Origin of the sequence: Kocuria oceani (assembly GCF_029524215.1) — a bacterium.
Classification (GTDB): Bacteria; Actinomycetota; Actinomycetes; order Actinomycetales; family Micrococcaceae; genus Kocuria; species Kocuria oceani.
Genome location: NZ_JARAMH010000023.1, coordinates 1 through 25,842 on the forward strand (window position 1 = coordinate 1; position 25,842 = coordinate 25,842).

The window sequence follows — 25,842 nt, forward strand, 5'->3', positions numbered from 1 at the left end:
GGAGGACTCCACCGCGAGCCTGCAGCGAGAAGGGGTGTTCCAGCTCGGCTACTACGTCTCGGGGTCCGCGACCAACGCCCCGGGGACCCTGAGCGTCAACCGCTTCACCGCACGCACCACCGGCTCCGCGGCGGCCAACTGATCCGGCCGCCGCACGGAGGGTCCTTCCGCCGGCACCCGGGAGGTGTCGGCGGAAGGACCCCAGGAGCACCGCACCATCAGCAACGGGCGACCGTGGGGACGGCCGCCCGGCTTCCGGACAGGAAGCACCACAGGGGGGAGAGACCATGCAGGAGAACAACGGCCGGGCCACCGGCCAGGGCAGCGGGGCCGGCGTGCTGCGCATCGGGATGATCGGGACCAGGGGGGTTCCGGCCGCCTACGGCGGATTCGAGACGGCGATCGAGGAGATCGGCTCGCGCCTGGCGGGGCGCGGACACGAGGTCGTGGTGCACTGCCGGCGCGGCAACGCCGCCAAGCTCAGCGGCGACCCGGGCACCCCGGATCCGGCGACGCACCGCGGCATGCGCCTGGTGCACCTGCCGGCGATCCGGGGAAAGGCCGTGGAGACGCTCAGCCACACGACGATGTCCGGCCTGCGGCACCTGGTGCGGCGGGACACGGACGTGAACTTCGTGTTCAACCCGGCCAACGCCCCGCTGCTGCCGCTGCTGCGCGGCGGAGGCACCCCGGTGGCCGTCCACGTGGACGGTCTGGACTGGAAGCGCGGGAAGTGGGGACCCGTGGGTCGCGCCTACTACCGGCGTGCCGAGGCGCTGTCCGTCCGCTGGGCGGACGCGCTGATCGCCGACGCCATCGGGATCCAGGACTACTACCGGCAGGAGTTCGGGGTCGACACCACGATGCTGTCCTACGGCGCTCCCGTTCTGGAGGGCATCGGCTCCGATGCCCTCGCGGGACTGGGTCTGGCCCCGCACGGCTACCACCTCGTGGTCGCCCGCCTGGAGCCGGAGAACCACGTGGAGATGATCGTGGAGGGCTACCACCGCAGCTCGGCGGCCCTGCCGCTCGTGGTCGTGGGCACCGCGCCCTACGCCGCCGACTACATCGACCGGATCGAGCGCACGGCCGCCGCCGACCCCCGGATCCGGCTGCTCGGGGGCGTGTGGGACCAGGAGGTGCTGAACCAGCTGTACGGCAACGCCCTGACCTACGTGCACGGGCACTCCGTGGGCGGGACCAACCCGTCCCTGCTCCGTGCCATGGGCGCGGCCGCCTCGACGCTGGCCTACGACGTGGTCTTCAACCGTGAGGTCCTCGGGGCGGATGCCCGGTACTTCGGTGCCGCCGAGGACCTGCCCTCGCTGCTCGCGGAGGCCGAGGCCGATCCGGTCGGTCAGGTCCGCCGCGGTGAACGACTGGCGGTCCGCGTCCGCGAGCGCTACGACTGGGACCGCGTGACGGACGGCTACGAGCAGCTGGCCCGCGTTCTGGCTCGGGGCACCACGACCCGGGGCTCCGCCACGGGCCGTCGCACCGGGCGCGTGTGGGCCTCGGACCCGACGGCACGGCGGACGTCCGAGGGCGTGCCCGCCCTCACCCGCGCCGGGGCGCCGGCCCCGGCCGTGACCGGCGCCGAGGAGGTGCGGGTCCCGTGACCACGACCTCCGAGCGACCGGGCGCCCCGACCTACTGGGAGACCGTGGCGCAGCTCGCCGCGGCGCAGAAGGGCCGCGCCGCGGGGGCGCCCGCGTACTCCGTGTTCGTCAACCGGCCGGCGGGGCGGCTGCTGGCCGCGGCCGCTCACCGCGCCGGGCTCAGTCCCAACCAGGTGACCGGCATCAGCGCGGGCTGCTCGGCCGCCGGCATCCTGGTCCTCGCCCTCGTTGCACCCACGATGTGGTCCGGGGTGCTGGTGGCGTTCCTCCTGGCGCTGGGCTACGCCCTCGACTCCGCCGACGGCCAGGTGGCGCGGCTGCGCGGCGGTGGTTCGGCGGCGGGAGAGTGGCTCGACCACGTCATCGACTGCGCCAAGATCTCTCTGCTGCACATCGCGGTCCTGGTGGCCGCGGCTCGGTTCCTCGATGTCCCGCAGACGTGGCTGCTCGTCCCGCTGGCGTTCCTGGCCCTGGACAACGTGGCCTTCTTCACCATCATCCTCAACGACTCGCTCAAGCAGATCAGGGGTGTGCCGCTGCGCCGGCCGGGACAGTTCCGGCCGATGCGCTCCGTGGTGCTGCTGGCCGTCGACTACGGGGTCGTGTGCCTGTCCTTCGTGCTGCTGGGGTGGACCGAGGCGTTCGTGCTCGTCTACACCCTGCTGTGCACAGCCCTGGCCGGGCACACCGCCCTGGCCCTGCCCAAGTGGTTCAACGACATGAGGAGGCTCGGATGACCCGGCGCACCCGTACCAGGAACGAGGGGCCCGTCCTGGTGGTCCACCCGAGCTCCGACCTCTACGGCGCCGACCGGATGCTGCTCGAGTCCGTCCGGCAGCTGGTCGACGCCCACGGCGACGTGGTCGTGGCCGTTCCCGGACCCGGCCCGCTGGTGCCGCTGCTCCTGGCAGCGGGGGCGCGCGTCGAACAGGTCTTCTCCCTGGTGCTCGAGAAGCGCCACCTCGAACCCCGGAACTGGCCCGCACTCGTGCGCGACACCGTGGCCGGGCTCCGGCCCGCGCTGCGGACGATGCGCCGTCTGCAGCCGCGCGCCGTGTACGTCAGCACGGAGGTGCTGCCCGTGTGGCCGCTCCTGTCCCGATGGGCCGGGGCGCACGTGGTCGTCCACGTCCACGAGGCGGAGCTCGAGATGCCGGCCCCGATCCGGCTCGGGCTGGCGCTGCCGGTCCTTCCGGCTCATCGGGTGCTCGTCAACAGCGAGTGCACGCTCGCGTGCCTGGTCGAGGCGGTGCCGCGGCTCGCCGGGCGGTCGACCGTGGTGCTCAACGGGGTGGCGGGGCCCGCGGACCCACGGCCTGCGCGCGCGCATCTGGACGGGCAGCTGCGCATCGTCTACGTGGGACGGCTGTCCGAGCGCAAGGGCGTCCACCTGGTGGTGGAGGCACTGCGCCTGCTCGAGGAGCGCGGCGTCAACGCGGTCCTCGACCTGGTCGGGGACGTGGTTCCGGGCAAGGAGTGGTACGAGCAGCGGCTGCGCCGGGCGATCGAGACCGCAGGGGTGTCCCACCGGGTGCGCTTCCGCGGCTTCCACGCCGACGTGTGGCCGTGGCTGGAGGCGGCCGACGTCGTGGTGATCCCGCCCGTGGTGACCGAGGCCTTCGGCAACACCGCCGTGGAGGCCGTGCTGGCGGCCCGTCCCGTGGTGGTGGCCGATCACACGGGACTGCGCGAGGCCGTGGGCGACTACTCCTGCGTGGCCGGCGCGGACACGATGGCCACGGACGCGGCCGCACAGCTGGCCGACGCCTTCGCGGCGGTGGCCGCCGACTGGTCGCGGTTCCGGGCCGCGGCCGCCGCCGACGCGCCCGTGGCACGCCGGCGGCACGATCCGCGGGTCTACGGCCGTCAGGTGGCTGACGCCGTGGCTCCGCCCTCCTCCGGACGATTCGGGGGAACCGTCGGCGCGGAAGTCCTGCGGGGACCCGGCGCCCTGGCCGAGAAGGAGCGCACAGCATGAGCAGCACGAACAGCACGGGCTCGGACGGCACGAGGCGGCCGAGGCTCGGCTATGCGGCAGGTGCGTTCGACCTGTTCCACGTGGGACACCTGAACATCCTGCGCCAGGCGAAGCAGCACTGCGACCACCTGATCGCCGGGGTGGTCTCCGACGACCTGATCGAGATCACCAAGGGCCATCGTCCGGTGGTCTCCCTGCGGGAGCGGATGGAGATCGTCGAGCACATCCGCTACGTGGACCAGGTCCACGCCGAGATCCTGCTGGACAAGATGGACACGTGGCGGGAGCTCCGCTTCGATGTGTTCTTCAAGGGCGACGACTGGCGCGGCACCCCGAAGGGGGACCGGCTCGAGCAGGAGTTCGCGGCGGTCGGCGTGGAGGTCGTGTACTTCCCGTACACGGTGCACACGTCCTCCACGAAGCTGCGCGCCGCTTTGGAGGCGCTCTCACTGCCGGCCGCCTGACCGCTCCGCGCCGGGTCGCTCAGGGCCGGGTTGCGCAGGGCTGGACTGCTCAGGTCCGGGTGTCGGGGTCGGCGCCCGGACCGGGCCCGGGACCGCGATCGCCGGCCGCCCACGGCGGCCGGGCCGACGTCGAGCCTCCGGGCGGGACGTCACCGCCCGCCGGAGGACGCTGCGCGCCGCTCGGCGGATACGCGCCGGCGCCGGCCGGTGCGTGGGGACCGGGACCGTCCTGCGGGTAGGAGCCAGGACCGTCCTGCGGGTAGGGGCCGGGACCGCCCTGCACGTACGGGCCGGGACCGCCCTGCGCGTACGGGGTGACTCCGGCCTGCGGGTACGCGCCGGCTCCGGCACCCGGTCCGGCGGTCCCGCCCGGCGGCAGCCCCGCGACCCGACCGCGCCGGTGCGCCCGGCGGCGGCGCAGCACGTCCCAGAGCCACACCGCCAGGGCGCCGACGCCGAACAGCGCCACCAGCAGGGCCACCACCGGCCCGAGGTAGGGCACCGCCCGCAGCAGCACGTAGATCAGCAGGCCCAGCGCCAGGGCCCCCGCGCGCTTGCCGAAGCGCGCCGGGGAGGGGTCCCGGAGCAGGAGGCCGCCGCCGGTGAGGCCGGCCACCACCGGGGCCAGCAGGGCGATGGCCAGGATCAGGCCGAGCACCAGCACGGCGTGGAGCACCACGCCGGTGGCCACGACCGCGGCCGCCAGCCCGCCGAGGGTCAGCAGTCCCAGGCCGATGCCCAGCAGGATCGCGACGACCAGGAACGCCAGCGCCGCCACCGCGGTGCCGGCGATCGCGAGCACGCCCCATCCGAGGCTCAGGAGGGGACGGGTCCGCAGCACGGAGGCCGCTCCCGTCACGGTCCGCGGGATCAGCCACAGCGCCAGCAGCCCCGCCAGCAGCAGCGTGACGAACAGGCGCAGACCGGACAGCAGCACGGCCAGCGGCCCGGTGGGCCCGGCCGGCTCGGCGTCGTCCACGACGACCCGCTCGTAGGAGATCTCCCCGGTGACCTCGGCGCCCGGGGCGATCGAGGCCTCGGCGGCCGACCGGTACGAGAGGTCCCCGGCCACACGGGCCTCGTCGGTGAGCGTCAGGCCTCCCTCCACCGGGGGCACGGGCACCTGGGTGGCCGGCGCCCAGGCGGCCTCGACGTCGTCGGGGCTGCCGACGTCGGCCTGCACACTGCCGCCGATCGCACCGGCCAGGGCGAGTCCGGCGGCGCCGGCGGTCACGCTCCCGTCGATGCTGCCCGCGAGCAGGGCCTGGTAGGCGCCGAGGAGCACGTCCCCGCCGACCTCGGTGCCGGGGCGGGTCTGCAGGCTGAAGCCGGCCGCCACGAGGTCCCCGGCCACGCGGGCCCCGTCCCCGAAGTAGAGCGCCTGACCGGCGACCCGGGCGTCGTCGCCCACCGTGCCCTCGACCACGATGGTCTGGGCCGCGGCCAGGAGGTCGCCCTCCACCGTGCCGTTGACCGTCACCCGGCCCGCGGCCACCACGAGGTCACCGCGCACGGTGCCGTCCACGACGACCTCGCCGGCGGCCGCGTACAGGTCGTCGTCGACGACCTCGCCCTCGGCGACCCGCACGGTCTCGTCGTTGCGGATCTCGGCGGCTCCGCCGGCCGGGGCGGCGAGCAGCAGCCCGGTGAGCGCGAGGGCCAGGGCGAGCGCCAGCCGCAGCAGGAGCGTGGTGGGCGAGGTGCGGAACGGCTGTGGGACCTCCATGCTGTCGAGTGCACGCCGGGGCTCGGGAGCGTGTCAAGGATGCGGCCGCTCGTGACGCGTCCCCGCCGTCTACCTGCAGGTAGGTCAAGAGCCGGTCACGGTTGGCGCCGTTGCGGGCCGTTCCGCGCGCGTCGGTCCTAGCCTGGGCCTGTCGCACGGCTGGCGTGCGGCAACTTTGACCGGGGGTGGGTCATGAACAGACTGGGAGCAGGAGCCGTCACGGCGGCGGTGGTGCTGGCCGGTGCGGTGCCGGCGGCGACCGCGCACGACGACGACCGGCCGCCGGGGCCGCGCGTCGTCGCCGAGGGCCTGGACAACCCGCGGCAGCTGAACTGGGGCCGGGGAAACGACTCCCTGGTCGTGGCCGAGGCGGGGCGCGGCGGTCCGGACTGTGTCGACATGAGGTGTGCGGGGGCGACCGGGGCGGTCACGCTGATCGGGGACCCGCACCGGCACACGCCCACGGTGACCTCCGTGGTCGAGGGACTGCTGTCCGTGGCGGGTCCGGACGGGTCCTTCGCGGAGGGGCCCGCCGGCGCGGACGCCACGGACGTGGAGGGGCAGTACCTCGTCGCCGGCTACGACCCGGCGCGCTTCGACCTCGCGGTGCCCGAGGCGCGGGGCGGGTCGATGCTCGTGGCCGGGACCGAGGAGGACGGGGCGTCCTATCTGATCCCGTACGCCGACCTGCAGGCTGCCGAGGAGGAGCTCAACCCGGACGGCGCGCAGGTCGACTCCAACCCGTACGCGGTGCTGTACGTGGACGAGGACGAGGACGCATCACCGGACGGCTACGCGCTCGTGGCGGACGCCGGGGCGAACACGGTGTGGAAGGTCGAGCCGGACTTCTCCACCGCCACGGACGACGCCCCACCGGCGTACGAGATCACCGCGTGGGCCACGTGGCCGACCACCGCCCTCGCCGACGGCACGGACGACCCGGCCGGGCCGGCCGAGTTCGTGCCCACGTCCCTCGCCACCGACGACGACGGGAACGTCTACGTGGGCGGTCTGGGCTCCGTCCGGCCGGGCGAGGCCTCGGTCGTGCAGTTCTCCGCCGACGGGGTGGAGCTCGACCGCTGGGACGGCTTCACCGCCGTGACCGGCGTGGCCGTGGACGACGACCACCTGTACGTCTCGCAGCTGTTCGGACCCACGCCGCCGCAGCCCCCCGGGGAGACCCCGGCGGACGAGGCGCCGTCCACCCCGGGGGAGGTCCCCGGTCAGGTGGTCGTCCTGCACCGGCACCACGAGGACCCGGCGCGCTGGGCGGTCGACGTCCCGCTCCCGGCCGGCCTGGCGGCCGACGGTTACGGCAACGTCTACGCAGCGGTCAACAGCGTCGCGACGGCCGAGGGCATCGCGGCCGGCCCGCAGAACCCCTTCGGGGCCGTCGGCGGCGGCGCGGTCTGGGAGCTGGACTTCTCCGACGCCTACCGGCTGGACGCCGCACCGGGCACCGAGGCACCGGACTCCGCCGAGGACGCGGAGACCACGGAATCCACGGACGGATAGCCCGGGGAGGAACGACGACGGCGGTGGCGGGACCAGCTCCCGCCACCGCCGTCCTGCCGGACCCGTCATGTCCAGCTCGTCGTGCTGGGCCTGTCGTGCTCGAACCGTCGTGCCGAGGCCGGTGTGCCGAGCACGGTGAACTGGACCTGACGCGCTCGGCTCGGTGTGTTCAGCCCGCCGAACGCTGCTCGGCCTGGGCGAGGAAGCGCTCGGCGATCTCCAGCCGCCGGCGGGCCCGGTCCGGCGGGCCGCCCGAGCGCCGGGCGCCGGCGACCAGGGACAGGGCCACCCCGGCGCAGCGGACGCGCAGCGCGGCGGGATCCACCGCGTCCCCGAAACCGGCCAGCAGCCGTTCGGCGGTGGCCGGCGCGTGCCCGTAGCGGTCGCTGACCGTGGGCAGCACGGCCACGTGGGCGACCAGGCAGGCGAGGTCGTCCACCCGGTGGCCCGGTCCCACGGAGTCGACGTCGAGCAGTCCCGTCAGCGGCCCGAACCGCCCGCGCCCGTCGGGGCCCACCAGCAGGTTGGCCTCGTAGAGGTCCCCGTGCACCGGCACCGCCGGGCCCGGGTCCGTGGTGCCGCGGGCGTCCTCGATCGCGGTGGCCAGCCGCTCGGCGCGCTCCCGCTCCTCGGGCAGCGCGACGGCGGCCGCGTGCCCGTAGTCCAGCACCCGGTCGGTCCAGCCGGCCCGCCGCGGCAGCTCCGCGGCGGCGGCGGGCAGGGCGTCGAGCAGCGCCAGGACGTGCTCGGGGCGCAGCGCGGCGGCGCCGTCGTCCCGCACCGCGCTCGCCAGGGGCGCCCCGGGCAGCTCGTGGAGCACCACCACCTCCTGCACCGGCTCGCCCGCCGGCGCCGGCACGGGCAGCCCGGCGTCGAGCAGCATCCGCAGCCGGCCGTGCAGGGCGGCGGCCGGGCCGCGCCGGAGCACCTTGAGGTAGCGGACCCCGGAGTCGTGGGTGGCCCGCTGCACCGCCCGGCGGGTCGGCCGGTAGGAGATCGTGGTGAGCTCGGCCGGCACGGCGGAGCCGAAGACCGTGCGCCCCACCGCCTCGGGCGAGCTCGCCCACGGCAGCCCGGGCAGCCAGGGGTCGTGCGGATGCCGCCACGCGGTCAGGGCGAGGCCCTCGTGCGCGAGCAGCAGCGGGCCACCGGCGTGCTCGACGGCCTCCCGCGGAGGGGCGGTGGTGCTCACGCAGACCACCTCGGCGACCCGCCGCCGTCCGTCCAGGGCCACGACGTCGAAGATGGCGCTCGCGCCCGCCCCGGGGCGGTGGTGGACCCGCCGCAGCGTCCACCGGTCGGCGTCCAGCCCGGCCGGGCGCAGCACCTGCTCCAGGACCGGGCCCATCCGGGGGCCGGTCAGCAGGGCCACGGCCTCCCGCTCGGGGTCGGCCACCGGTCTAGGCCAGGTCCTCGGACAGCTCGAGCCAGCGCAGCTCGAGCTCCTCGATCTCGTCCTGGACCGCGGTCAGCCGGGCGGTGATGCCCGCCAGGCCGGTGTAGTCGGACTGGTCGTGGGCGGCCATCTCCGCGTGGATGGTGTCGACCTTCGCGGTGAGCTTCTCCAGCTTCCGCTCGATCGCGCTCACCTCCTTCTGCGCGCTGCGGGCCCGGGCGCCGGAGAGCTTCGGCGCGCCCTGCGCCGTCGCCCCCTTGGACCCGTTCGAGGACGCCCCCGTGGCCGCCAGCGGGTTCGAGGCGTTCGCCGAGCCGGCGGCCGTGCCGGTGCGCGACTGGGCGGCGAGCTCCAGGTACTGCTCCACGCCCCGGGGCAGGTGCCGGAACCGGCCGTCGATCACGGCGTACTGCTGGTCGGTGACCCGCTCCAGGAGGTAGCGGTCGTGGGAGACCACCAGGAGGGTGCCCGGCCAGGTGTCCAGCAGGTCCTCCATCGCCGCGAGCATGTCGGTGTCCAGGTCGTTGGACGGCTCGTCGAGGATCAGCACGTTGGGCTCGTCGAGCAGGATCAGCAGCAGCTGCAGCCGCCGCTTCTGCCCGCCCGAGAGGTCCTTGACGGGGGTGGCCAGCTGCTCGTTGGTGAAACCCAGCCGCTCCAGCAGCTGTCCCGGGGTCATCTCCTTGCCGTCGGCGAGGTAGGTGGTGCGCTTGGACGCGACCACGTCCGAGACCCGGTCCTCGGCCACGTCCTCCAGCTCGGACAGCTGCTGGGTCAGCGTGGCGATCCGCACGGTCTTCCCGCGCTTGACCCGCCCGCTGGTGGGCTGGACGTCACCGGTGACCAGGCCCAGCAGCGTGGACTTGCCCGCGCCGTTGACGCCGAGGATGCCGGTGCGCTCGCCGGGGGCGATCAGCCAGGTGACGTCCCGGAGCACCTCCCGCGGGCCGTCGTCCTCGGTGGGGTAGGAGACGGAGACCTTCTCCAGGTCCACCACGTCCTTGCCGAGCCGGGAGACGGCCAGCTGGGACAGCGCCACGGTGTCGCGCGGCGGCGGGACGTCGTTGATCAGCTGGTTGGCGGCCTCGATGCGGAACTTGGGCTTCGCGGTGCGCGCCGGGGCGCCGCGGCGCAGCCAGGCCAGCTCCTTCTTCATCAGATTCTGCCGCTTGGCCTCCACGGTGGCGGCCTGCCGGTCCCGCTCCACCCGCTGCAGGACGTAGGCCGCGTAGCCGCCCTCGAAGGGCTCGACCATCCGGTCGTGCACCTCCCAGGTGTCGGTGCACACGGCGTCCAGGAACCAGCGGTCGTGGGTGACCACGGCCATGCCGCCCTGGTTCTTGGGCCAGCGGTTGTTCAGGTGGCGGGCCAGCCAGGTGATGCCGTCCACGTCCAGGTGGTTGGTGGGCTCGTCCAGGAAGATCACGTCCCAGTCCCCGGCCAGCAGCGCGGCGAGCGCCACGCGGCGCTTCTGCCCGCCGGAGAGCTCCCCGATCCGGGCGTCCCAGTCCAGGTCCTTGACCAGTCCGGCGATCACGTCCCGGACCTTCGCGTCCCCGGCCCACTCGTGCTCCTCGCGGTCCCCGACGACGGCGTGCCCCACGGTCAGCCCCGGGTCCAGCACGTCGGCCTGGTCGAGCATGCCCACCCGCACGCCGGAGCGCACGGTGACGCGGCCCCCGTCCGGCTTCAGCCGCCCGGCGAGCAGCTTCATCAGCGTGGACTTGCCGTCGCCGTTGCGGCCCACGATGCCGATCCGGTCGCCCTCGTCGATGCCGAGGCTGACGGAGTCGAAGACCGTCTTGGTGGGGAATTCGAGGTGCAGGTTCTCGCCGCCGAGTAGATGTGCCACCCGTCAAGGGTACTCGCGTGCGGTGGCCGGCTCCCCGCCCAGCACCCGCCGCCCCCGCACACCCCTGCCCCCGTACACCCCAGCTCCCCGCCACGCCCCTCCCGTCGAGTCCCCCTCTGCTCGTCGAGTCCCCCTTCTATCTGCCGAGTCCCCCATGTGCTCGCAGATCCCCCCGATCCATCGGGGGGATCTGCGAGCACATGGGGGACTCGGCGCGAGGGGCGTGGCAGGGAGGCTCGGTGCGAGAGGCATGACGTGGGGGAGTCGGCGCAGAAGGCGTGGCTGGGGCACTCGGCGGGGGAGGAGGGGGCGCCCAGGGTGGTGCCGAAGTGCGGACAGCGGGCTTTCAGCCACGGCACAAGCACGGGTGAGACCATGGAGGCATGGAGCAGCAGAACCCGACGGAGCGACCCTCCGCGACCACCGTCCACCCGATCGGCACCCGCCTGGACGGGGTCACGGACCTGGAGGAAGCCGTGCGCACGGTGCGGGAGCACCCCGGGCCGGTGGAGATCCCTGCCGGGCCCGGTCAGCTGGCCGGGCGCCACCTCGGGTCGGTGCCCCAGCGGCAGGTCGGCGAGGCGCTGCGCGGGGCCGGTGCCGCGCCCCTGATCCTGCGGGCGGACATCTCCATCGACGAGGACATCCCGGACGAGGGCGTCATCGCCGTCCTCGACGACCACCTGTCCCTGGCCGCCGGCGTGGGCGCCGAGTACCTCGTGGTGCCCCGGGCCGGGGTCGGCGGGCGCGGGCGCAGCGAGGACCGGATCTTCTCCATGCTCGCGGCGCTCGCCGAGGCTGCCTCGGCCCACCAGGTGCACCTGCTGCTGGAGACGGAGGGCGCCACCGCGGACGAGGTGGAGCTGATCCAGTTCCTGGAGCGCGCCCGCAAGGAGGGCACGCTGGACGTGGACCCGCACTACCTGGCCTCCGTGGCCTGGAACGTCGCCGCGTCCACCGCCGCGGGGGAGGGCCCGGCCGCCGCGTTCGAGCGGATGCGGCCGCTGCTGGACCTGGCCCCGCTGATCGTGTGCGGGGTGGACGAGGACGCGGTGGAGAACCTGTTCGCCGCCGTGCCGGAGCTGCGGGAGGCCGCCGCGACGGCCCGGATCCTGGTCATCCTGGGGCGCCCGGGACCGGCCGGCGCCTGACCGCCTGGTGGTAGGGTGACTCCCTGTGCACGGTGTGCACCACTGCCGTTCCACGGCGGTGCTCCGCCTTGGTGTAATCGGCAGCACCCCGGCCTTTGGAGCCGCGGAGTCTAGGTTCGAGTCCTAGAGGCGGAACGTCCGCATCCCGCCCGACGGCCTGACCGCCGACAGCCTGCAAGACGGAGCCGAGACGGACCCGGTGAGCCCACCGGAGCCTCTCGACGATCGACGACCGAGGAGCTGCATCCCGCTGTGAGCACCCCCCACACTTCCGCCTCCGCGCCCGGGACGGCCGGCGGCCCCGCCGCCGTCATCGTCCTCGCCGCCGGCAAGGGCACCCGGATGAAGTCCAAGACCCCCAAGATCCTGCACCGGATCGGGGGTCGTTCCATGGTGGGGCACAGCCTCGTGGCCGCCCGCAGCCTGCACCCCCGGCGGCTGGCCGCCGTGGTGCGCTTCGAGCGGGACCTGGTGGCCCCGCACGTGCTCGAGCAGGATCCCGCGGCGCTGATCGTGGACCAGGACGAGGTGCCCGGCACGGGCCGGGCCGTGCAGGTGGCGGTGGAGGCGCTCGACGCCCAGGAGCGGCTGGCCGGCACCGTGGTGGTCACCTACGGCGACGTCCCCCTGCTGACCCCGGAGGTGCTGCAGAAGCTGGTCGCCCACCACGAGGAGCGCGGCAACGCGGTCACCGTGCTGACCGCCGACCACGAGCAGCCCGGCGGCTACGGCCGGGTCCTGCGGGACGCCGACGGCTCGTTCCGCGAGATCAAGGAGGCCAAGGACGCCACCGAGGCCGAGCTCGCGGTCACCGAGATCAACTCCGGCATCTTCGCCTTCGACGCCGACGCCCTCCGCGAGGCCCTGGCGCAGGTCACCTCGGACAACGCCCAGGGCGAGATGTATCTCACCGACGTCCCGCTGCTGGCCCGGCAGGCCGGCCGCGCCGTGGACGCGCTGAAGATCGAGGACCGCTGGGAGGTGGAGGGCGCCAACGACCGCGTGCAGCTGGCCCAGCTCGGCGCCCACCTCAACCGCCGCGTGCTCGAGGCGCACATGCGCAACGGGGTGACCATCGTGGACCCCGCCACCACCTGGATCGACGTGCAGGTGCGGATCGGCGCGGACGTCACGGTCCTGCCGGGCACGCAGCTGCTCGGCGGCACCCGGGTGGCCGAGGACGCCGTCGTCGGCCCGGACACCACCCTCACGGACGTGGAGGTCGGCCCCGGCGCGCACGTGGTGCGCACGCACGGCTCCGGCTCGGTGATCGGCCCCGGCGCCTCCGTGGGGCCGTTCGCCTACCTGCGCCCCGGCACGGTTTTGGGCGCGGACGGCAAGATCGGCACGTTCGTGGAGACCAAGAACTCCCGGATCGGCACTGGTTCGAAGATCCCGCACCTGTCCTACGTGGGGGACGCCACCATCGGCGAGCACTCCAACATCGGGGCGGCCTCCGTGTTCGTCAACTACGACGGCGTGCGCAAGCACCGCACCGTGATCGGCGACCACGTCCGGATGGGCTCCGACAACATGTACGTCGCTCCCGTCACCGTCGGGGACGGCGCCTACTCCGGGGCCGGCACCACGATCCGCAAGGACGTGCCGGCCGGGGCGCTGGCGCTGACCGAGGGCGCGCAGCGGATCGTCGAGAACTGGGTCGTGGAGCACCGCCAGGGCACGGCGGCGGCCGAGGCCGCGCTGCGCGCCCGGGCGGACGGCGCCGCGACGGCCGGGGACGTCCCCGGACAGAGCACGACCGGGCGCACCGCCGCCGGGCACACCACCGCCGCGCACACCACCGAGGAAAGCGAGCAAGAATGACGACCGCCATCACCAACGCAGGTGCGAAGCAGCTGGTCCTGGTCTCCGGCCGGGCGCACCCGCAGCTCGCGGAGCGCATCGCGTCGGAGCTCGGCACCGAGCTGATCCCCACGGCCGCCTACGACTTCGCCAACGGTGAGACCTACGTGCGCTTCGGGGAGTCGGTGCGGGGCACGGACGCCTTCCTCATCCAGTCCCACCCGGCGCCGATCAACCAGTGGATCATGGAGCAGCTGCTGATGATCGACTCGCTGAAGCGGGCCTCGGCCCGGTCGATCACCGTGGTCTCCCCGTTCTACCCCTACGCCCGGCAGGACAAGAAGCACCGCGGCCGCGAGCCCATCTCGGCCCGCCTGATCTCGGACCTCTACAAGACGGCCGGCGCGGACCGGCTGATGTCCGTGGACCTGCACACCGCGCAGATCCAGGGCTTCTTCGACGGCCCGGTCGACCACCTGATGGCCATCCCGCTGCTGGCGGACCACGTGCGCTCCGTCGTCGACGTCGAGAACGTCACCGTGGTCTCCCCGGACACCGGCCGCGTGCGCGTGGCCGAGCAGTGGACGGAGCTGCTGGGCGGCTGCCCGCTGGCGTTCGTGCACAAGACCCGCGACATCACGGTCCCGAACCAGGCGGTGTCCAAGGAGGTCGTCGGGCAGATCGAGGGCCGCACCTGCGTGCTGATCGACGACATGATCGACACCGGCGGGACGATCACCGGCGCCGTGAAGGTGCTGCGCGAGAAGGGCGCCAAGGACGTCATCATCGCCGCCACCCACGCCGTGTTCTCCGACCCGGCGGTGGAGCGGCTGTCCTCCTGCGGCGCCCTCGAGGTCGTGGTCACGGACACCCTGCCCGTGCCCCCGGAGCACCAGTTCGAGAACCTCACGGTCCTGTCCATCGCCCCGCTCATCGCCCGGGCCATCCAGGAGGTCTTCGAGGACGGCTCGGTGACGAGCCTGTTCAACGGCCGCTCCTGACCGATCCCGCGACCGATTCCGTGACCGATCTCCCGGCCCACGACGCCGCAGCCCCTCGCCGCCCGGTGAGGGGCTGCGGCGTCGCCGGGACCGCCGCGCCGCAGAGGACGTCCCGCCTCCCATGACCCCCTCCCGCGCCCGCCGCCTCCTGCCGCCCCTGGCCCTGGGGTCCGTGGCGGCCGCCGCCCTCACCGGCTGCGGGCCGGACCCGGGCGAGCCCTGGGCCGGTGCCTACGTCAACGTCACCGCCTACCCGTACTTCGACTTCGGCGCCGCGGCCGCCGGGCAGTCGCACACCGTGCTGGGCTTCGTGGTCGCCGACCCGGAGGAGCCCTGCACGCCCTCCTGGGGCGGCTACTACGGCCTGGAGGAGGCGGAGACGACGCTGCGGATGGGGGAGCAGATCGCCGCGCTGCGCGAGGCCGGCGGTGACGTGGTGGTCTCCTTCGGCGGCGCCGCCCGCGACGAGCCGGCCACCGCCTGCGCCGACCCCGAGGCCCTGCTGGGCGCCTACCGGCAGGTGCTCGACCGGTACGAGGTCCCGGTCGCGGACTTCGACGTCGAGCTCAACGACCTCCAGGACCCCGCGGCGAACCAGCGCCGCGCCGAGGCCGTGGCCCGGCTGCAGGAGGAGCGCCCCGCGGGCACGCCGCTGGAGGTGTGGTTGACCCTGCCGGTGTCCCCGGCCGGGCTGTCCGAGGACGGCGAGGACGTCGTCGCCCAGATGCTCGCCGCCGGGGTGGACCTGGCGGGGGTCAACGTCATGACCATGAACTACGGCGAGAGCCGACCCGACGGGCAGTCCATGGTGGAGGCCTCGGCGGAGGCGGCCCGGGCGGCCCACGGGCAGGTGCGGGAGCTGTGGGCCGCGGCGGGCCAGGAGCTGTCCGAGGAGCAGGCCTGGCGCCGGATCGGCCTGACCCCGATGATCGGGGTGAACGACGTCCCCGGGGAGGTCGTGGACCCGGAGGCCGCCGCGGCGCTCAACGCGTTCGCCCGCGAGCAGGGCGTCGGCCGGATCTCCTACTGGTCGCTGAACCGGGACCGGCCCTGCACGGCCGAGCACGGCGACCCGTCCGAGGCGAACGACTTCTGCAGCGGCCTGGAGCAGGAGGCCGGGGAGTTCACCCGGGTCCTGGGCCAGGGCTTCGGGGACTGAGCGCCTCCGGCGGCACCGGCTCCCGCGCGGCGCGCGGATACAGCCAGGACCGGCCGGAGAAGCCCGGAGCGCCCGTCGGCCGGACCGGCACCGGCGCGCCCGGGCCGGTGCCGTCCGCAGCAGAATCCGCCGCAGGAGAACCCGCCGCAGCAGAACCGTCCGCAGCGGAACCTGCCGGAGCAGAACCGGCCGCAGCAGGACCCGCCGGAGCGGGGTGCACCCGGCCCGTGCCGGCCGACCTCGGGCTGCCCGGAACGATCCGGACCGGCGCCGGGCGGACCGGCCAGAGCCGCGGCCGGCGTCCCGCGGCGAGGTCCTCCGCCCAGCCCACGGCGAGCACCACCGCCGCCAGCAGCGGCCAGACCAGCAGGAAGGACAGCCACGGGCTCTCCAGCATCCCGGGCACGGCCGTGGCCAGCAGGTCGCTGCTCCAGAGCACGTCGATCAGGACCACGGTGACGACCAGCAGCAGGTTGTGCCACAGGTAGACGGTCATCGCCCGGGCGTTGAGCAGGCTCACGACCCCGTCCAGGAACCGCAGCGGCCGGGGCAGGTCCTGCCAGCTCGGGGAGATCCGCAGCAGCACGGCGCAGAAGCCGAAGGACCACAGGGCCTGGGCGAAGGGGATCTCGTTGAGGTCCCACCCCGACTCCCCGAGGTGCCCGGCCGCCCACCACAGGCCCAGGACCATCACCGCGGGACCGGCCGCGAGGACGAGGCCGCGGGGAACGCGGCGCAGCAGCCCGCTCTGGTGGGCGAAGCCGAGGAGCCAGCAGGAGCCGTAGGTCGCGGCGTCCGTGACCGGGGCGTCGGCCCAGGAGGGCAGCGGCACCGCGCCCAGGGCCAGCAGCCCGCTCAGGGCCAGCGGGGCGAGCAGCACCGGCCAGGGCCGGGCGCGGAAGGCCCGCAGCAGCACGGGGGAGAGGAGCATGAACCAGAAGTAGGTCCGCACGTACCAGAGGATCTCCCCGGCCTGCACCGGCCAGGTGGGGTCCACCGTCCCCGTCCCGGCGCTCTCCGGGAAGACCGGGTCGCCGACCGGCAGGAACCACAGCAGCACCTGTCCCCAGGAACCGTCCGCGCCGGGGGACCAGCCCTGTCCCACGAGCAGGGCGAGCACTGTGGCGGCGTAGACCCACAGCGGGACCAGCACCCGGCGGGCGCGGGAGCGGAGCACCCCGGCCGCCGGCCGGCGCAGGGAGCGCGCCATCAGGGCCCCGGCCAGGGCGAACATCACGCCCATCGCGGGGAACAGCAGGCTGAAGAGGGCGCCCGCGAACGTGTGGTAGGCCACCACGCGGACCAGCGCGATCGACCGCAGCAGGTCGAGGTACCGGTCCCGGCCCGGCTCAGACCCGCTCATCGCGCCGGTCCTCCCGCCAGGGGACCGGGTGGTCGGCGGGCTCCGCCGCGGGAGCCAGGTCGAGGACGGTGTTGGTGCGCTCGGGCTTGTACCAGCCGATCATCCGGCCCTTGAGGGCCTGCAGGACGGAGGCGTAGAGCAGGTAGGCGCGCAGCGGCTCGTAGATGACTCGGTAGACCGGGACGATGAGCAGGTGCGCCCAGGACTCGCCGACCATCCGGATGGCGATCACGCAGATGACCGCGTGGATGGCCAGCACGAACGCGGCGAAGGCGGCCAGGGGGACCCAGGTGCCGGCGGCGAGGTTGAGCACGGCCATGAGCACGGTCAGCGGCAGGAAGACCAGCGGCACCAGGGTGGCCAGGGCGGTGTAGGGCAGCGCCACCATGCCCAGGAACCCGTAGCGGGGGCGGAGGAGCATCCCGGCGTGCTTCCACAGGGCCTGGAGGTTGCCGTAGGTCCAGCGCAGGCGCTGCTTGGCCAGCCCGCGCACGGTCATCGGGGCCTCGGTCCAGGCCACGGCCTGGTTCTCCTGCACGATCGCCCAGCCGTGCTGCTGCAGGGTCATGGTCAGGTCCGCGTCCTCGGCCAGGGTGTCGTGGGAGTAGCCGCCGGCGGCCTGCAGGGCCTCCCGCCGCCAGGCCGCGCAGGCGCCGGGGACGATGGAGATCGCCCCGACCACGGACTCGGCCATGCGGGTCACGCAGATCCCGGAGATGTACTCCAGGGACTGCCACATGGTGAGGATCCCGGTGCGGTTGCCGACCTTCACGTGCCCGGCCACGGCCCCGACCGGGCGGCCCCGGTGCGGGGCGGTGAAGTGGCGGGCGAACATCCGGACGGTCTGGGGCTCGAAGAGGGTGTCCCCGTCGAGGGTCACCACGATCTCTCCGGTTGCGGCCATGATGCCGTGGTTGGAGGCCACGGACTTCCCGGCGTTGGGCTGGCTGATCACCCGCAGCGCCGGCCAGGTCGCGGCGGCCTCCTCCAGGACGGCCAGGGTGTTGTCGGTGGAGCCGTCGTCGACGGCGACGACCTCCAGGTGCGGGTAGTCGCTGGCCTTCAGCGCGGCCAGGGTGCGGGCGACGACCGGCTCCTCGTTGAACACCGGCAGGATCACCGAGACCAGCGGCAGCTCGTCCTCGGGGACCTCCGGCCACTCCCGCCGCTGCTGCCGGCGGTGCCCGATCAGCGCCAGCACCACGTACAGCACCGACATCACGGTCAGGGAGGAGACGCCGAACCAGAACAGCCAGGTCATCACCACCTGCGGGGCCACCGTCAGCCCGGCCACGGCCAGGGCGGTGGCGTCGTCGGCCAGCACCGCGTCGGTGGACACCGGCTGGTAGCCCTCCGGGAGCACCGGGGCCAGGGTCGAGAAGGTGTACCCCTCGGCCTTGGCCTGGGCGATGAGCTGCTTGAGGGCGGCCACGGTGGCGGTGCGGTCCCCGCCGCCGTCGTGCATCAGCACGATGTGCCCCTTGCCGTCGAGCTCGGGCAGTTCCACGGGCTCTCCGGGCACGGCCGCCCAGTCGAGGGTGTCGTAGTCGAAGTCCACGTGCAGGTAGCCCAGCTGCTGAGCCTCGAGGATGGGCAGGGGCTTGTTGTCGGGGTCCCCGGTGGGCAGCCGGAACAGATGCGTGGCGTAGCCGTCGATCGAGCGCATGGCGCGGTCGGTGCCGATGAGCTCCTCGCGGCTGCGCAGGTCGTCGTCCCACACGGTGGTGTGCGTCATGGTGTGGTTGCCGACCATGTGACCCTCGCGGAGCATCCGGCGGAACAGCTCCGGCTGGGCGACGACGTTGGTGCCGATGTTGAAGAACGTGGCCGGCACCCCCTCCGCGGAGAGGACGTCGAGGATCTCGGGGGTGAAGGTCGCGTCCGGGCCGTCGTCGAAGGTGAGCATCAGCTGCTTGTCGGGCAGGGACCCGAAGCGCTCCATCACGTAGGGGCTGTCCCCGACGATCTCGACCTCCTCCGGGGTGAGCGACCGGTAGGTCTCGTCGGTGAACGGGTCCGTCAGCACCGTCTCGCCGGTGCGGTGGCCCACCAGGGCGATCCTGCTGAACGGGTTGGCGGAGTCGCCCAGCAGCGGGATGTTCTCCGGGTCCCCGGTCGCCAGCAGCTCCCGCGCGTAGCCGCTGTCCTGGTTCTCGGGCCGGTCCCAGGTCTGGGCCAGGGCCTGCGGCACCAGCCAGGACACCGACCCCACCGCCACGACCAGCAGCAGGAGGACGGTGGCGAGGACCCGGTACCAGCGCTTGCCGCTGGGGTCGAAGAAGACCGGGGGCGCCACGGTGCTGCCGGTCCGTTCCGCGCGTCGGCGCGGTGCTCGTCGGTCGTCAAAGCCTCTGGTCACGGCACGCTCGTTCCCCCCGGAAGTCGGTCCGCCCCCTCGACGGACCGGCCGGCGCATCCCCCCGGACGGGCCGACCAGGTCAGCGTGCCAAGCCGCACCCCGGTTGTCACAAATGCGAATGAATGCGCACAGGCTTCACAGCGCATCGTTCTGCATGGAAATGCGGGCGCGAACCCCGTCGCGCCCCGATTCTGTCGCTACGGCACAGTAGTTAATCCTCGGGAACGTGGCCCGACCTGTGGACAGTCGCCGAGCGGATCGTCCCCCATTGTGCCGACGCGCGACGAAGGAGAATTCACAGGTTTGCCAAGAGAAACACAGTCAAACTTCGTCACGATGGTGAATTCGCTCACGTGCCCCCGGCTGTGCTCCTCCTGGGACCTCCTGGAGACACGGCCCCTCCGCCGGGACGGGGCTGCCCGGACACGCGAACGACCCCCACCGGGAAGTTCCCGGTGGGGGTCGTCGCAAGATGGCCGCGGGGGACGGACCGTCCCGTGCGCGCCGCCGCCTCTCGGCTCAGTAGGCCCGGTCGAAGCGCTGCAGGAAGGCCGCCATGACGTCCCGGCTGACCGAGGCCGACGGCCGGTAGGTGCCGTCGTCCCAGCCGGTCGAGATGGCGGTGGCGCGCATCCAGGCCATCTCCTTGTAGAAGCCCTGTCGGGGAGAGACGTCCACGAACGGGGACGTCGCCGGCGCGGTGAAGCCCGGCTTGCCGGCCAGGCGGTAGAGGAACGCCGCCATCTGGTCCCGGGAGATGGCCTGGGTGGGCTTGTAGGTGCGCACTCCGTTCGAGGAGACCCAGCCGGTGGAGACTCCGGAGGCGCGCATCCAGGCGATCTCCTTGTAGAACACATGGGTGGTGGGCACGTCCGCGAAGGGAGAGACCCGCGGCGGGGTGAAGGCGGGCTTGCCCGCGACCCGGTAGAGGAAGGCCGCCATCTGCTCGCGCGAGACGTTGTGCGTGGGGCGGTAGACCCGGGAGGCGCCGGCGGGCCAGCCGTTGGAGATGCCCGCCGCCCGTGTCCACGCGATCTCGTTGTAGAAGGTGCGGCCCCAGTAGACGTCGTTGAACGCCGAGGTGACGTAGAGGCCGTCGTGGGTGTTGAGCGTCTTGCCGGCGAAGAAGGGGTCCCCCGAGGTGAGCAGCAGGTTCTTGAGCTGGTCGGAGCTGAAGGAGGGGTTCTTCTGCTTCATCAGCGCCAGGGTGCCGGCCACGTGGGGGGTCGCCATCGAGGTGCCGTAGTCGTAGCGGACGTTGGGGGCCACGGGTCCTCTGGTCCCCGTGTTCCCGGAGGAGAGGATGTGGTCGCCGGGGGCGTAGATGTCCACGGCCGCGCCCACGTTGGAGTAGTTGGCCACCGTGCGGCTGGAGGTCACGGCACCCACCGTGATCACGTTGTAGCAGTTGCCGGGCGCGTAGTTGATGGCCTGGGCGCCGTAGTTGTTGCCGGCGGCCACCGCCACCGGGATGCCCTTGAACCAGGCCTTGTTGATCGCGGTCTGCAGCACGGCCGGGCAGGACCCGTACATGCTCAGGGACATGTTGATCACGTTTGCGCGCTTCTTCGCCGCCGGCACCCCGGCCACGGGCTCGCCGGCCAGCCAGGTCACGGCGTCGGCCATGTCCGAGACGTAGCCGGTGCCGCAGGCCCCCAGTGCGCGGGCGTTGAGCAGCGTCGCGTCGGGGGCGACTCCCACGGTGCCGTAGTTGTCCCGCTTGGCCGCGATGGTCCCGGCCACGTGGGTGCCGTGCCAGATGGAGTTCGAGGCGGGGGAGCCGCTGTAGCACTGGCCGTAGGTGGAGTAGGTGCCCGGGTCCCGGGGATCGGGGTCGCGGCCGTTGCCGTCGTTGCCGAGCGCGGGGCTGGAGACGAAGTCGTAGCCGCCGATGACCTGGGAGTCCAGGTCGGGGTGGTTGGCGAAGCCGGTGTCCACGACGCCGACGGTCATGCCCTTGCCGGTGGCGGTGTTCCACGCGTTGAAGGCGCCCAGCGTGGGCAGCGCCCACATGGAGGCGACGCCGGGGTCGTAGGCGGCCGCGGCGGTCGAGGCCAGGCGGTCGGTCTCCGCGTCGGACATCCCCGGGATCTGGGCCGCGAAGACCAGCCGGTCGGGCTCGGCGTATTCGACCGCCGGGTCCGCGGCGATCTCCGCGGCGAGCTTCTCGGCGTCCTCGGTGGTGACCTCGTCGGAGAGCTCGACGACGTCCGCGCCGTCGGCGGTGGTCTTGAGCTCGGTGGTGTCCTCGGCCTCCGGCACGTCGGCCTGGTCCGCCGCGCTCTCCAGGATCTCGTTCTTCTGCGCGTCGGCGACCGTCCCGGCGTACTTGACGATCATCCGGTCGGTGGGCAGGTCCTCGGGGGCGGTCTGGACCGCCTCGGGCGGGGCGGGGGCGTCCTCGGCGAGCGCGCCGGTGGCGGGCAGAGCGACGAGCAGTGCTGCGCCCAGGACCGCGAACGGGGGGATGCGGTGCTTCTTCATGGGGTTCCTCGAGCGTGTAGTGACGGGGGGATCAGGAGGTGTGTGCGAATCGGTAGAGGAAGGCGGCCATCACGTCGCGGCTGACCGCGGCGCCGGGGCGGTAGGTGCCGTCGTCCCAGCCGGTGGAGATGCCGGTGGCCTGCAGCCAGGCCATCTCCTTGTAGAAGCCCTGGCCGGTGGAGACGTCCACGAACGGGGAGGTCCGCGGGGGCGTGTAGGCGGGCTTGCCGGCCTGGCGGTAGAGGAACGCCGCCATCTGGTCCCGGGAGATGGCCTGTCCGGGCTTGTAGGTGCGCACCCCGTTGGCGGACACCCAGCCGGTGGAGATGCCCTTGGCGTGCAGCCAGGCCATCTCCTTGTAGAACACGTGGGAGGTCGGCACGTCGGCGAAGGGGGAGACCCGCGGCGGGGTGTAGGCGGGGGAGCCGGCCAGACGGTAGAGGAACGCCGCCATCTGGTCCCGGGTGATGGCCTGGGCCGGCTTGTACACCCGGGAGGTGCCGCTGGCCCAGCCCGTCGAGATCCCGGAGCTGTGCAGCCAGGCGATCTCGGTGGCGAACGGGTGGTTCGCCGCCACGTCACGGAAGGGGCCGGCGGCCACGTGCGCGTCGGGGGCGCCCAGAGGGACGGTGTTGCGGGTGTCGGCCGGCGCCTTGCCGTCCGGGTAGCCGTACGAGGCGACGGTCCCGACCAGCTTCCAGCCCTGCTTGTTGCCGGTCAGGGAGCCGTCGACATAGGTCAGGCCGATGCCGATGACCTCCATCCTGGGGTCGGTGAGCACCTTGTTGTGCGCGGAGGAGCCCTTCCACCAGTCCACGAGGTCGGTGACCGAGTGCCGCCACGAGATCGCGTGGATCTCCCCGGCGGCGTCCCATGACCCGGCGCGCTGGTCGTACAGGAAGTTGGTCGTGTGGTCGATGACCTCCTGGCGGACCAGGCGGTCGGACTCTCCCTGGGCGATCCCGGACAGGGTCGCCGAGTACCGGACCGGCTTCAGGTTCTTGGACTTCCGGTGGGCGTTGATCAGGTCGAGCATCTTCTGCGCGTCCGTGGTCCGTGTCTGCGCGTTCATCGAGACGATGTCCTGCTGCGCGGCGGTGGCGGCGGGCGCGGTGATGGAGAGGGAGGAGGCGGTCAGCGCGGCCGTGGCCGCGAGGACGACGAGGTGCTTCTTCATGGGGACGTCACCCGCATTTCTGTTCGGAGGGCACAGCGGTGCCGTGGCGGAGGAGTTTCGGGGGGTGGGGCGTGTCAGGAGCGGGTGCCGAAGCGGTGCAGGAAGGCGGCCATGACGTCGCGGCTGGTGCCGGCGCCGGGGCGGTAGGTGCCGTCCTTCCAGCCGGTGGAGATGCCGGTGGCCTGCAGCCAGGCCATCTCCTTGTAGAAGCCCTGGCCGGTGGAGACGTCCACGAACGGGGAGGTCCGCGGGGGCGTGTAGGCCGGCTTGCCGGCCTGGCGGTAGAAGAACGCGGCCATCTGGTCGCGGCTGACCCGCTGGGCGGGCTTGTAGGTGCGCGTGCCGTCGGCGGCGGCCCAGCCGGTGGAGATGCCCTGGGCGTGCAGCCAGGCGATCTCCTTGTAGAAGACGTGGCTGGTGGGCACGTCGGTGAAGGGGGAGGTGCGCGGGGCGGTGTAGGCGGGAGAGCCGGCCAGGCGGTAGAGGGCGGCGGCGACCTGTTCGCGAGTCATCTGGTGGGCGGGGCGGTAGGTGCCGTCGGGCCAGCCGCGCAGCACGGCGCGGTTCTTCACCCAGGTGATCTCCGGGGCGAAGGTGTGGGTGGCGGGCACGTCCTTGAACGGGCCCGGGACCACGGGGGCCGGGGCCGGGGCGGCCGGGCGCGCCGGGGCCCTGCCGCCGATCGGCTTGTAGTAGGCGTTGCGCACCAGGTCCTGGAGCTGGGCCGCGGTGCCGCGGTAGACGTTGGCGTCGATCCGCTCGGCGAAACCGGCGTCGGTGTACTGCCAGAAGTCGTAGGTGGACCAGCCGCCCGGGTACCACAGGGGAGAGCTCACGCCGTAGGAGGCGATGTGCAGCGGGTGGTCGTTGAACGCGGTCGAGTTGCCGGTGCAGTCCCGCCACCAGTACGCGTTGGTGTAGATGGCCGGCAGGCGGCCGGTGCGGGACTTGTACCGGTTGGAGAAGTCACGGATCCAGCGCACCATCTCGGCCTGGCTGAGGTTGTAGCACTGGTTGCCGTACAGGGAGGGGTACGGGTTGTTCTCGACGTCCAGCAGACCGGGCAGGGTCTTGCCGTCCGCCGACCACCCGCCGCCGTTGTTGATGAAGTAGTCGGCCTGCTTGGCCCCCGAGGAGTCCCGGGTGGGGATCGCGAAGTGGTACGCCCCGCGGTACATGCCCACGGCCCCGGCGCCGGTGTACTGCTGGTTGAACAGCTGGTTGCGGATGCTGTCGCCCTCGGAGGACTTCACGTAGGCGAACCGCGAGCCCTGGTTCCACAGGCTCGTCCAGTTCAGCGACGGCTGCCAGTTCGACACGTCGGTGCCCTTGATCCCGGCGGGGGCGGAGACCGCCGCGGCCCCTGCGACGGCGTCCTCGCCGCCGGCCGCGCTGCCGGTGGTCGCGCCGCCGAGCTCCGCCGCGGCGCGCGCGGAGCTCTCGACCAGGTCCTCGAAGTGGTGCTCGGACTTGGCCCACTGGCCCATCACGGCGCCGCCGGAGGTCTCGCCCTCGGCCGGCCGGGTGCCGGCGCGCGCCGCGTCGGGGAGGACGGCCTCGCCCGTGGTGCCGTCCACGAGGGTGGAGAAGACCTCGCCGTCGGACTCCACGACCTTGGAGACCAGACGGCCCTGCCGCTCCTCGGAGAGAGTGGTGGGGGCCGCGGCCGTCTCCGTGGCCGCGACCGGGGTCAGAGTGGTGATGGCCAGCACCGCCGCTGTCAGGGCGGCGGGCAGCGTCAATCGGGGGGATGCTTTCACGCTGGATTGCCTAACTCGCATGGATCGTTGGGGGGAACGACTCGTGCAAGGCCATCGGGATGGGGGGAAGATCCTCTGGAGCCACGACGAGTATAAAGGCGCGTTTGCATAAATAATCAATAACGACGCGTCGTGTTACATGCATTTCAATCCAGTCTGGACGGGCCGGTGACGAGCGCGGCTCGGCCGGGTGCGCGTCGGACCGTTCGGCCCGGTCCCGCCGGATACGATGAACCGGACTCGACTCCCGGAGGAGAACCATGCCCCCCACGCGCATCCTGACGGTCTGCACGGGCAACGTCTGCCGCTCGCCCATGGCGGCGGTGGAGCTCGACCACGGTCTCAACGCCGTCTCCCCGGGCGGCTTCGCGGTGACCAGCGCCGGGATGCACGCGCTGGTGGACCAGGGCTTCGAGGAGCGGGTGGGCCGGCTGGCCCACGACCGCGGCCTGGACGCCGCCGCCGACCACCGGGCCCGGCAGGTCACCCCGGAGATCCTGCGGGACGTGGACCTGGTGCTGGTCATGGCCCGGGAGCACACCCAGCCGGTGCTCCAGCAGTCGCCGCGGCTGCTCAAGAAGGTCTTCACCCTGCGGGAGTTCGCCCGGATCCTCCAGTACCTCTCCACCGACCCGGAGCTCGACGCCGCCGTCCCGGCCGACCGCGCGGAGCGCTGGGCGTGGCTGGTGCAGCAGGCGCCGCGGCTGCGCCAGCGCGTGCCGGTGCGCCACCCCGAGCGCAACGACGTGATCGACCCCTACCGCCAGGAGGACGCGGTGCTCCGGCAGATGACGGAGGAGCTGTTCGAGGCCACCGACGCCGTCATCGCGTGGGAGCGGCGCTGCGCCGGGCGGGCGCCGGCGTCCTAGCCGACGGCCCGACGTGCCGTGGTGATCCGCCGGACCGGCATCCGGGCCTCGTCACGGACCCGCTCCAGCGGCCGCGCGCGGCCCGGACGCGGACGGAGATCCGGTCGTGCGTCACCGGTGCGTCGTCGGCCGGGCCCGTGGACGTGACGGATCGGTAGCGTAGAGG

18 protein-coding genes and 1 tRNA gene are annotated in these 25,842 nt (G+C 73.2%); 11 read left to right on the forward strand and 8 right to left on the reverse strand.

What is annotated here, in order from left to right:
- Positions 1-287 precede the first annotated feature (287 nt).
- From PU704_RS17430 to PU704_RS17445, 4 genes are read left to right on the forward strand one after another with little or no spacing between them, the layout of a single operon-like run.
- The gene (locus tag PU704_RS17430; protein WP_277552144.1) at positions 288-1,619 is read left to right on the forward strand and encodes a DUF1972 domain-containing protein; all 1,332 of its coding nucleotides are present in this window, start codon (positions 288-290) and stop codon (positions 1,617-1,619) included.
- Positions 1,616-2,356, forward strand: coding sequence for a CDP-alcohol phosphatidyltransferase family protein (locus PU704_RS17435; RefSeq protein WP_075872562.1), 741 nt, complete (start codon positions 1,616-1,618; stop codon positions 2,354-2,356). Before PU704_RS17430 ends, PU704_RS17435 begins: the two co-directional genes overlap by 4 nt.
- The gene (locus PU704_RS17440; RefSeq protein WP_277552145.1) at positions 2,353-3,597 is read left to right on the forward strand and encodes a glycosyltransferase; all 1,245 of its coding nucleotides are present in this window, start codon (positions 2,353-2,355) and stop codon (positions 3,595-3,597) included. The genes PU704_RS17435 and PU704_RS17440 overlap by 4 nt, the downstream gene beginning before the upstream one ends.
- Positions 3,594-4,061, forward strand: coding sequence for an FAD synthase family protein (locus tag PU704_RS17445; protein ID WP_277552146.1), 468 nt, complete (start codon positions 3,594-3,596; stop codon positions 4,059-4,061). The genes PU704_RS17440 and PU704_RS17445 overlap by 4 nt, the downstream gene beginning before the upstream one ends.
- Before the next feature lie 49 nt (positions 4,062-4,110).
- Here the strand turns inward: PU704_RS17445 and PU704_RS17450 are convergent, their stop codons facing one another.
- Positions 4,111-5,787: a polymer-forming cytoskeletal protein gene (locus PU704_RS17450; protein ID WP_277552148.1), complete on the reverse strand. Its 1,677-nt coding sequence runs from the start codon at positions 5,785-5,787 to the stop codon at positions 4,111-4,113.
- Positions 5,788-5,979: 192 nt separating this feature from the next.
- Here PU704_RS17450 and PU704_RS17455 point away from each other — a divergent pair, with 192 nt between their 5' ends.
- Complete coding sequence (locus tag PU704_RS17455; protein ID WP_277552149.1) at positions 5,980-7,302, forward strand: ScyD/ScyE family protein; 1,323 nt, start codon at positions 5,980-5,982, stop codon at positions 7,300-7,302.
- Positions 7,303-7,471: 169 nt separating this feature from the next.
- Here the strand turns inward: PU704_RS17455 and PU704_RS17460 are convergent, their stop codons facing one another.
- Positions 7,472-8,698, reverse strand: coding sequence for a phosphotransferase (locus tag PU704_RS17460; protein ID WP_277552150.1), 1,227 nt, complete (start codon positions 8,696-8,698; stop codon positions 7,472-7,474).
- 4 nt (positions 8,699-8,702) lie between these two features.
- Positions 8,703-10,550 (reverse strand): ABC-F family ATP-binding cassette domain-containing protein, encoded by a 1,848-nt coding sequence (locus tag PU704_RS17465; RefSeq protein ID WP_277552151.1) that lies wholly within the window; start codon positions 10,548-10,550, stop codon positions 8,703-8,705.
- A gap of 383 nt (positions 10,551-10,933) precedes the next feature.
- Here PU704_RS17465 and PU704_RS17470 point away from each other — a divergent pair, with 383 nt between their 5' ends.
- From PU704_RS17470 to PU704_RS17490, 5 genes are all read left to right on the forward strand, one after another.
- Positions 10,934-11,701: a hypothetical protein gene (locus PU704_RS17470; RefSeq protein ID WP_047804100.1), complete on the forward strand. Its 768-nt coding sequence runs from the start codon at positions 10,934-10,936 to the stop codon at positions 11,699-11,701.
- A gap of 62 nt (positions 11,702-11,763) precedes the next feature.
- Positions 11,764-11,836 (forward strand) — tRNA-Gln (locus PU704_RS17475).
- Between the two features lie 207 nt (positions 11,837-12,043).
- Positions 12,044-13,525 (forward strand): bifunctional UDP-N-acetylglucosamine diphosphorylase/glucosamine-1-phosphate N-acetyltransferase GlmU, encoded by a 1,482-nt coding sequence (gene glmU, locus PU704_RS17480; protein WP_380112481.1) that lies wholly within the window; start codon positions 12,044-12,046, stop codon positions 13,523-13,525.
- Positions 13,522-14,505, forward strand: coding sequence for a ribose-phosphate diphosphokinase (locus PU704_RS17485; protein ID WP_047804102.1), 984 nt, complete (start codon positions 13,522-13,524; stop codon positions 14,503-14,505). The genes glmU and PU704_RS17485 overlap by 4 nt, the downstream gene beginning before the upstream one ends.
- A 121-nt stretch (positions 14,506-14,626) precedes the next feature.
- Positions 14,627-15,664 carry a chitinase gene (locus PU704_RS17490; protein ID WP_277552153.1) on the forward strand — a complete coding sequence of 346 codons (1,038 nt, stop codon included), beginning with the start codon at positions 14,627-14,629 and terminating at the stop codon, positions 15,662-15,664.
- Here PU704_RS17490 and PU704_RS17495 read toward each other — a convergent pair.
- The 5 genes from PU704_RS17495 to PU704_RS17520 form a co-directional block, all read right to left on the reverse strand.
- Positions 15,630-17,027: an acyltransferase family protein gene (locus PU704_RS17495; RefSeq protein WP_277552154.1), complete on the reverse strand. Its 1,398-nt coding sequence runs from the start codon at positions 17,025-17,027 to the stop codon at positions 15,630-15,632. The two genes, PU704_RS17490 and PU704_RS17495, sit on opposite strands and share 35 nt — an antisense overlap.
- Entirely contained in the window at positions 17,014-19,323 is a 2,310-nt protein-coding gene (locus PU704_RS17500) for a bifunctional polysaccharide deacetylase/glycosyltransferase family 2 protein (protein ID WP_277552155.1), read from the reverse strand. The genes PU704_RS17495 and PU704_RS17500 overlap by 14 nt, the downstream gene beginning before the upstream one ends.
- Before the next feature lie 582 nt (positions 19,324-19,905).
- A complete protein-coding gene (locus PU704_RS17505) occupies positions 19,906-21,870 on the reverse strand; it encodes a S8 family serine peptidase (RefSeq protein ID WP_075872889.1) in 1,965 nt (654 codons plus the stop codon).
- Positions 21,871-21,901: 31 nt separating this feature from the next.
- Positions 21,902-23,047, reverse strand: a complete 1,146-nt coding sequence (locus PU704_RS20015) for a CAP and S-layer homology domain-containing protein (protein ID WP_338130241.1) — start codon at positions 23,045-23,047, stop codon at positions 21,902-21,904.
- A 74-nt stretch (positions 23,048-23,121) separates the two neighbouring features.
- Positions 23,122-24,807: a GH25 family lysozyme gene (locus PU704_RS17520; protein ID WP_277552156.1), complete on the reverse strand. Its 1,686-nt coding sequence runs from the start codon at positions 24,805-24,807 to the stop codon at positions 23,122-23,124.
- Between the two features lie 260 nt (positions 24,808-25,067).
- Between PU704_RS17520 and PU704_RS17525 the strand changes: the two genes are divergently transcribed.
- Complete coding sequence (locus PU704_RS17525; protein WP_277552157.1) at positions 25,068-25,676, forward strand: arsenate reductase/protein-tyrosine-phosphatase family protein; 609 nt, start codon at positions 25,068-25,070, stop codon at positions 25,674-25,676.
- Positions 25,677-25,842: the final 166 nt, after the last annotated feature.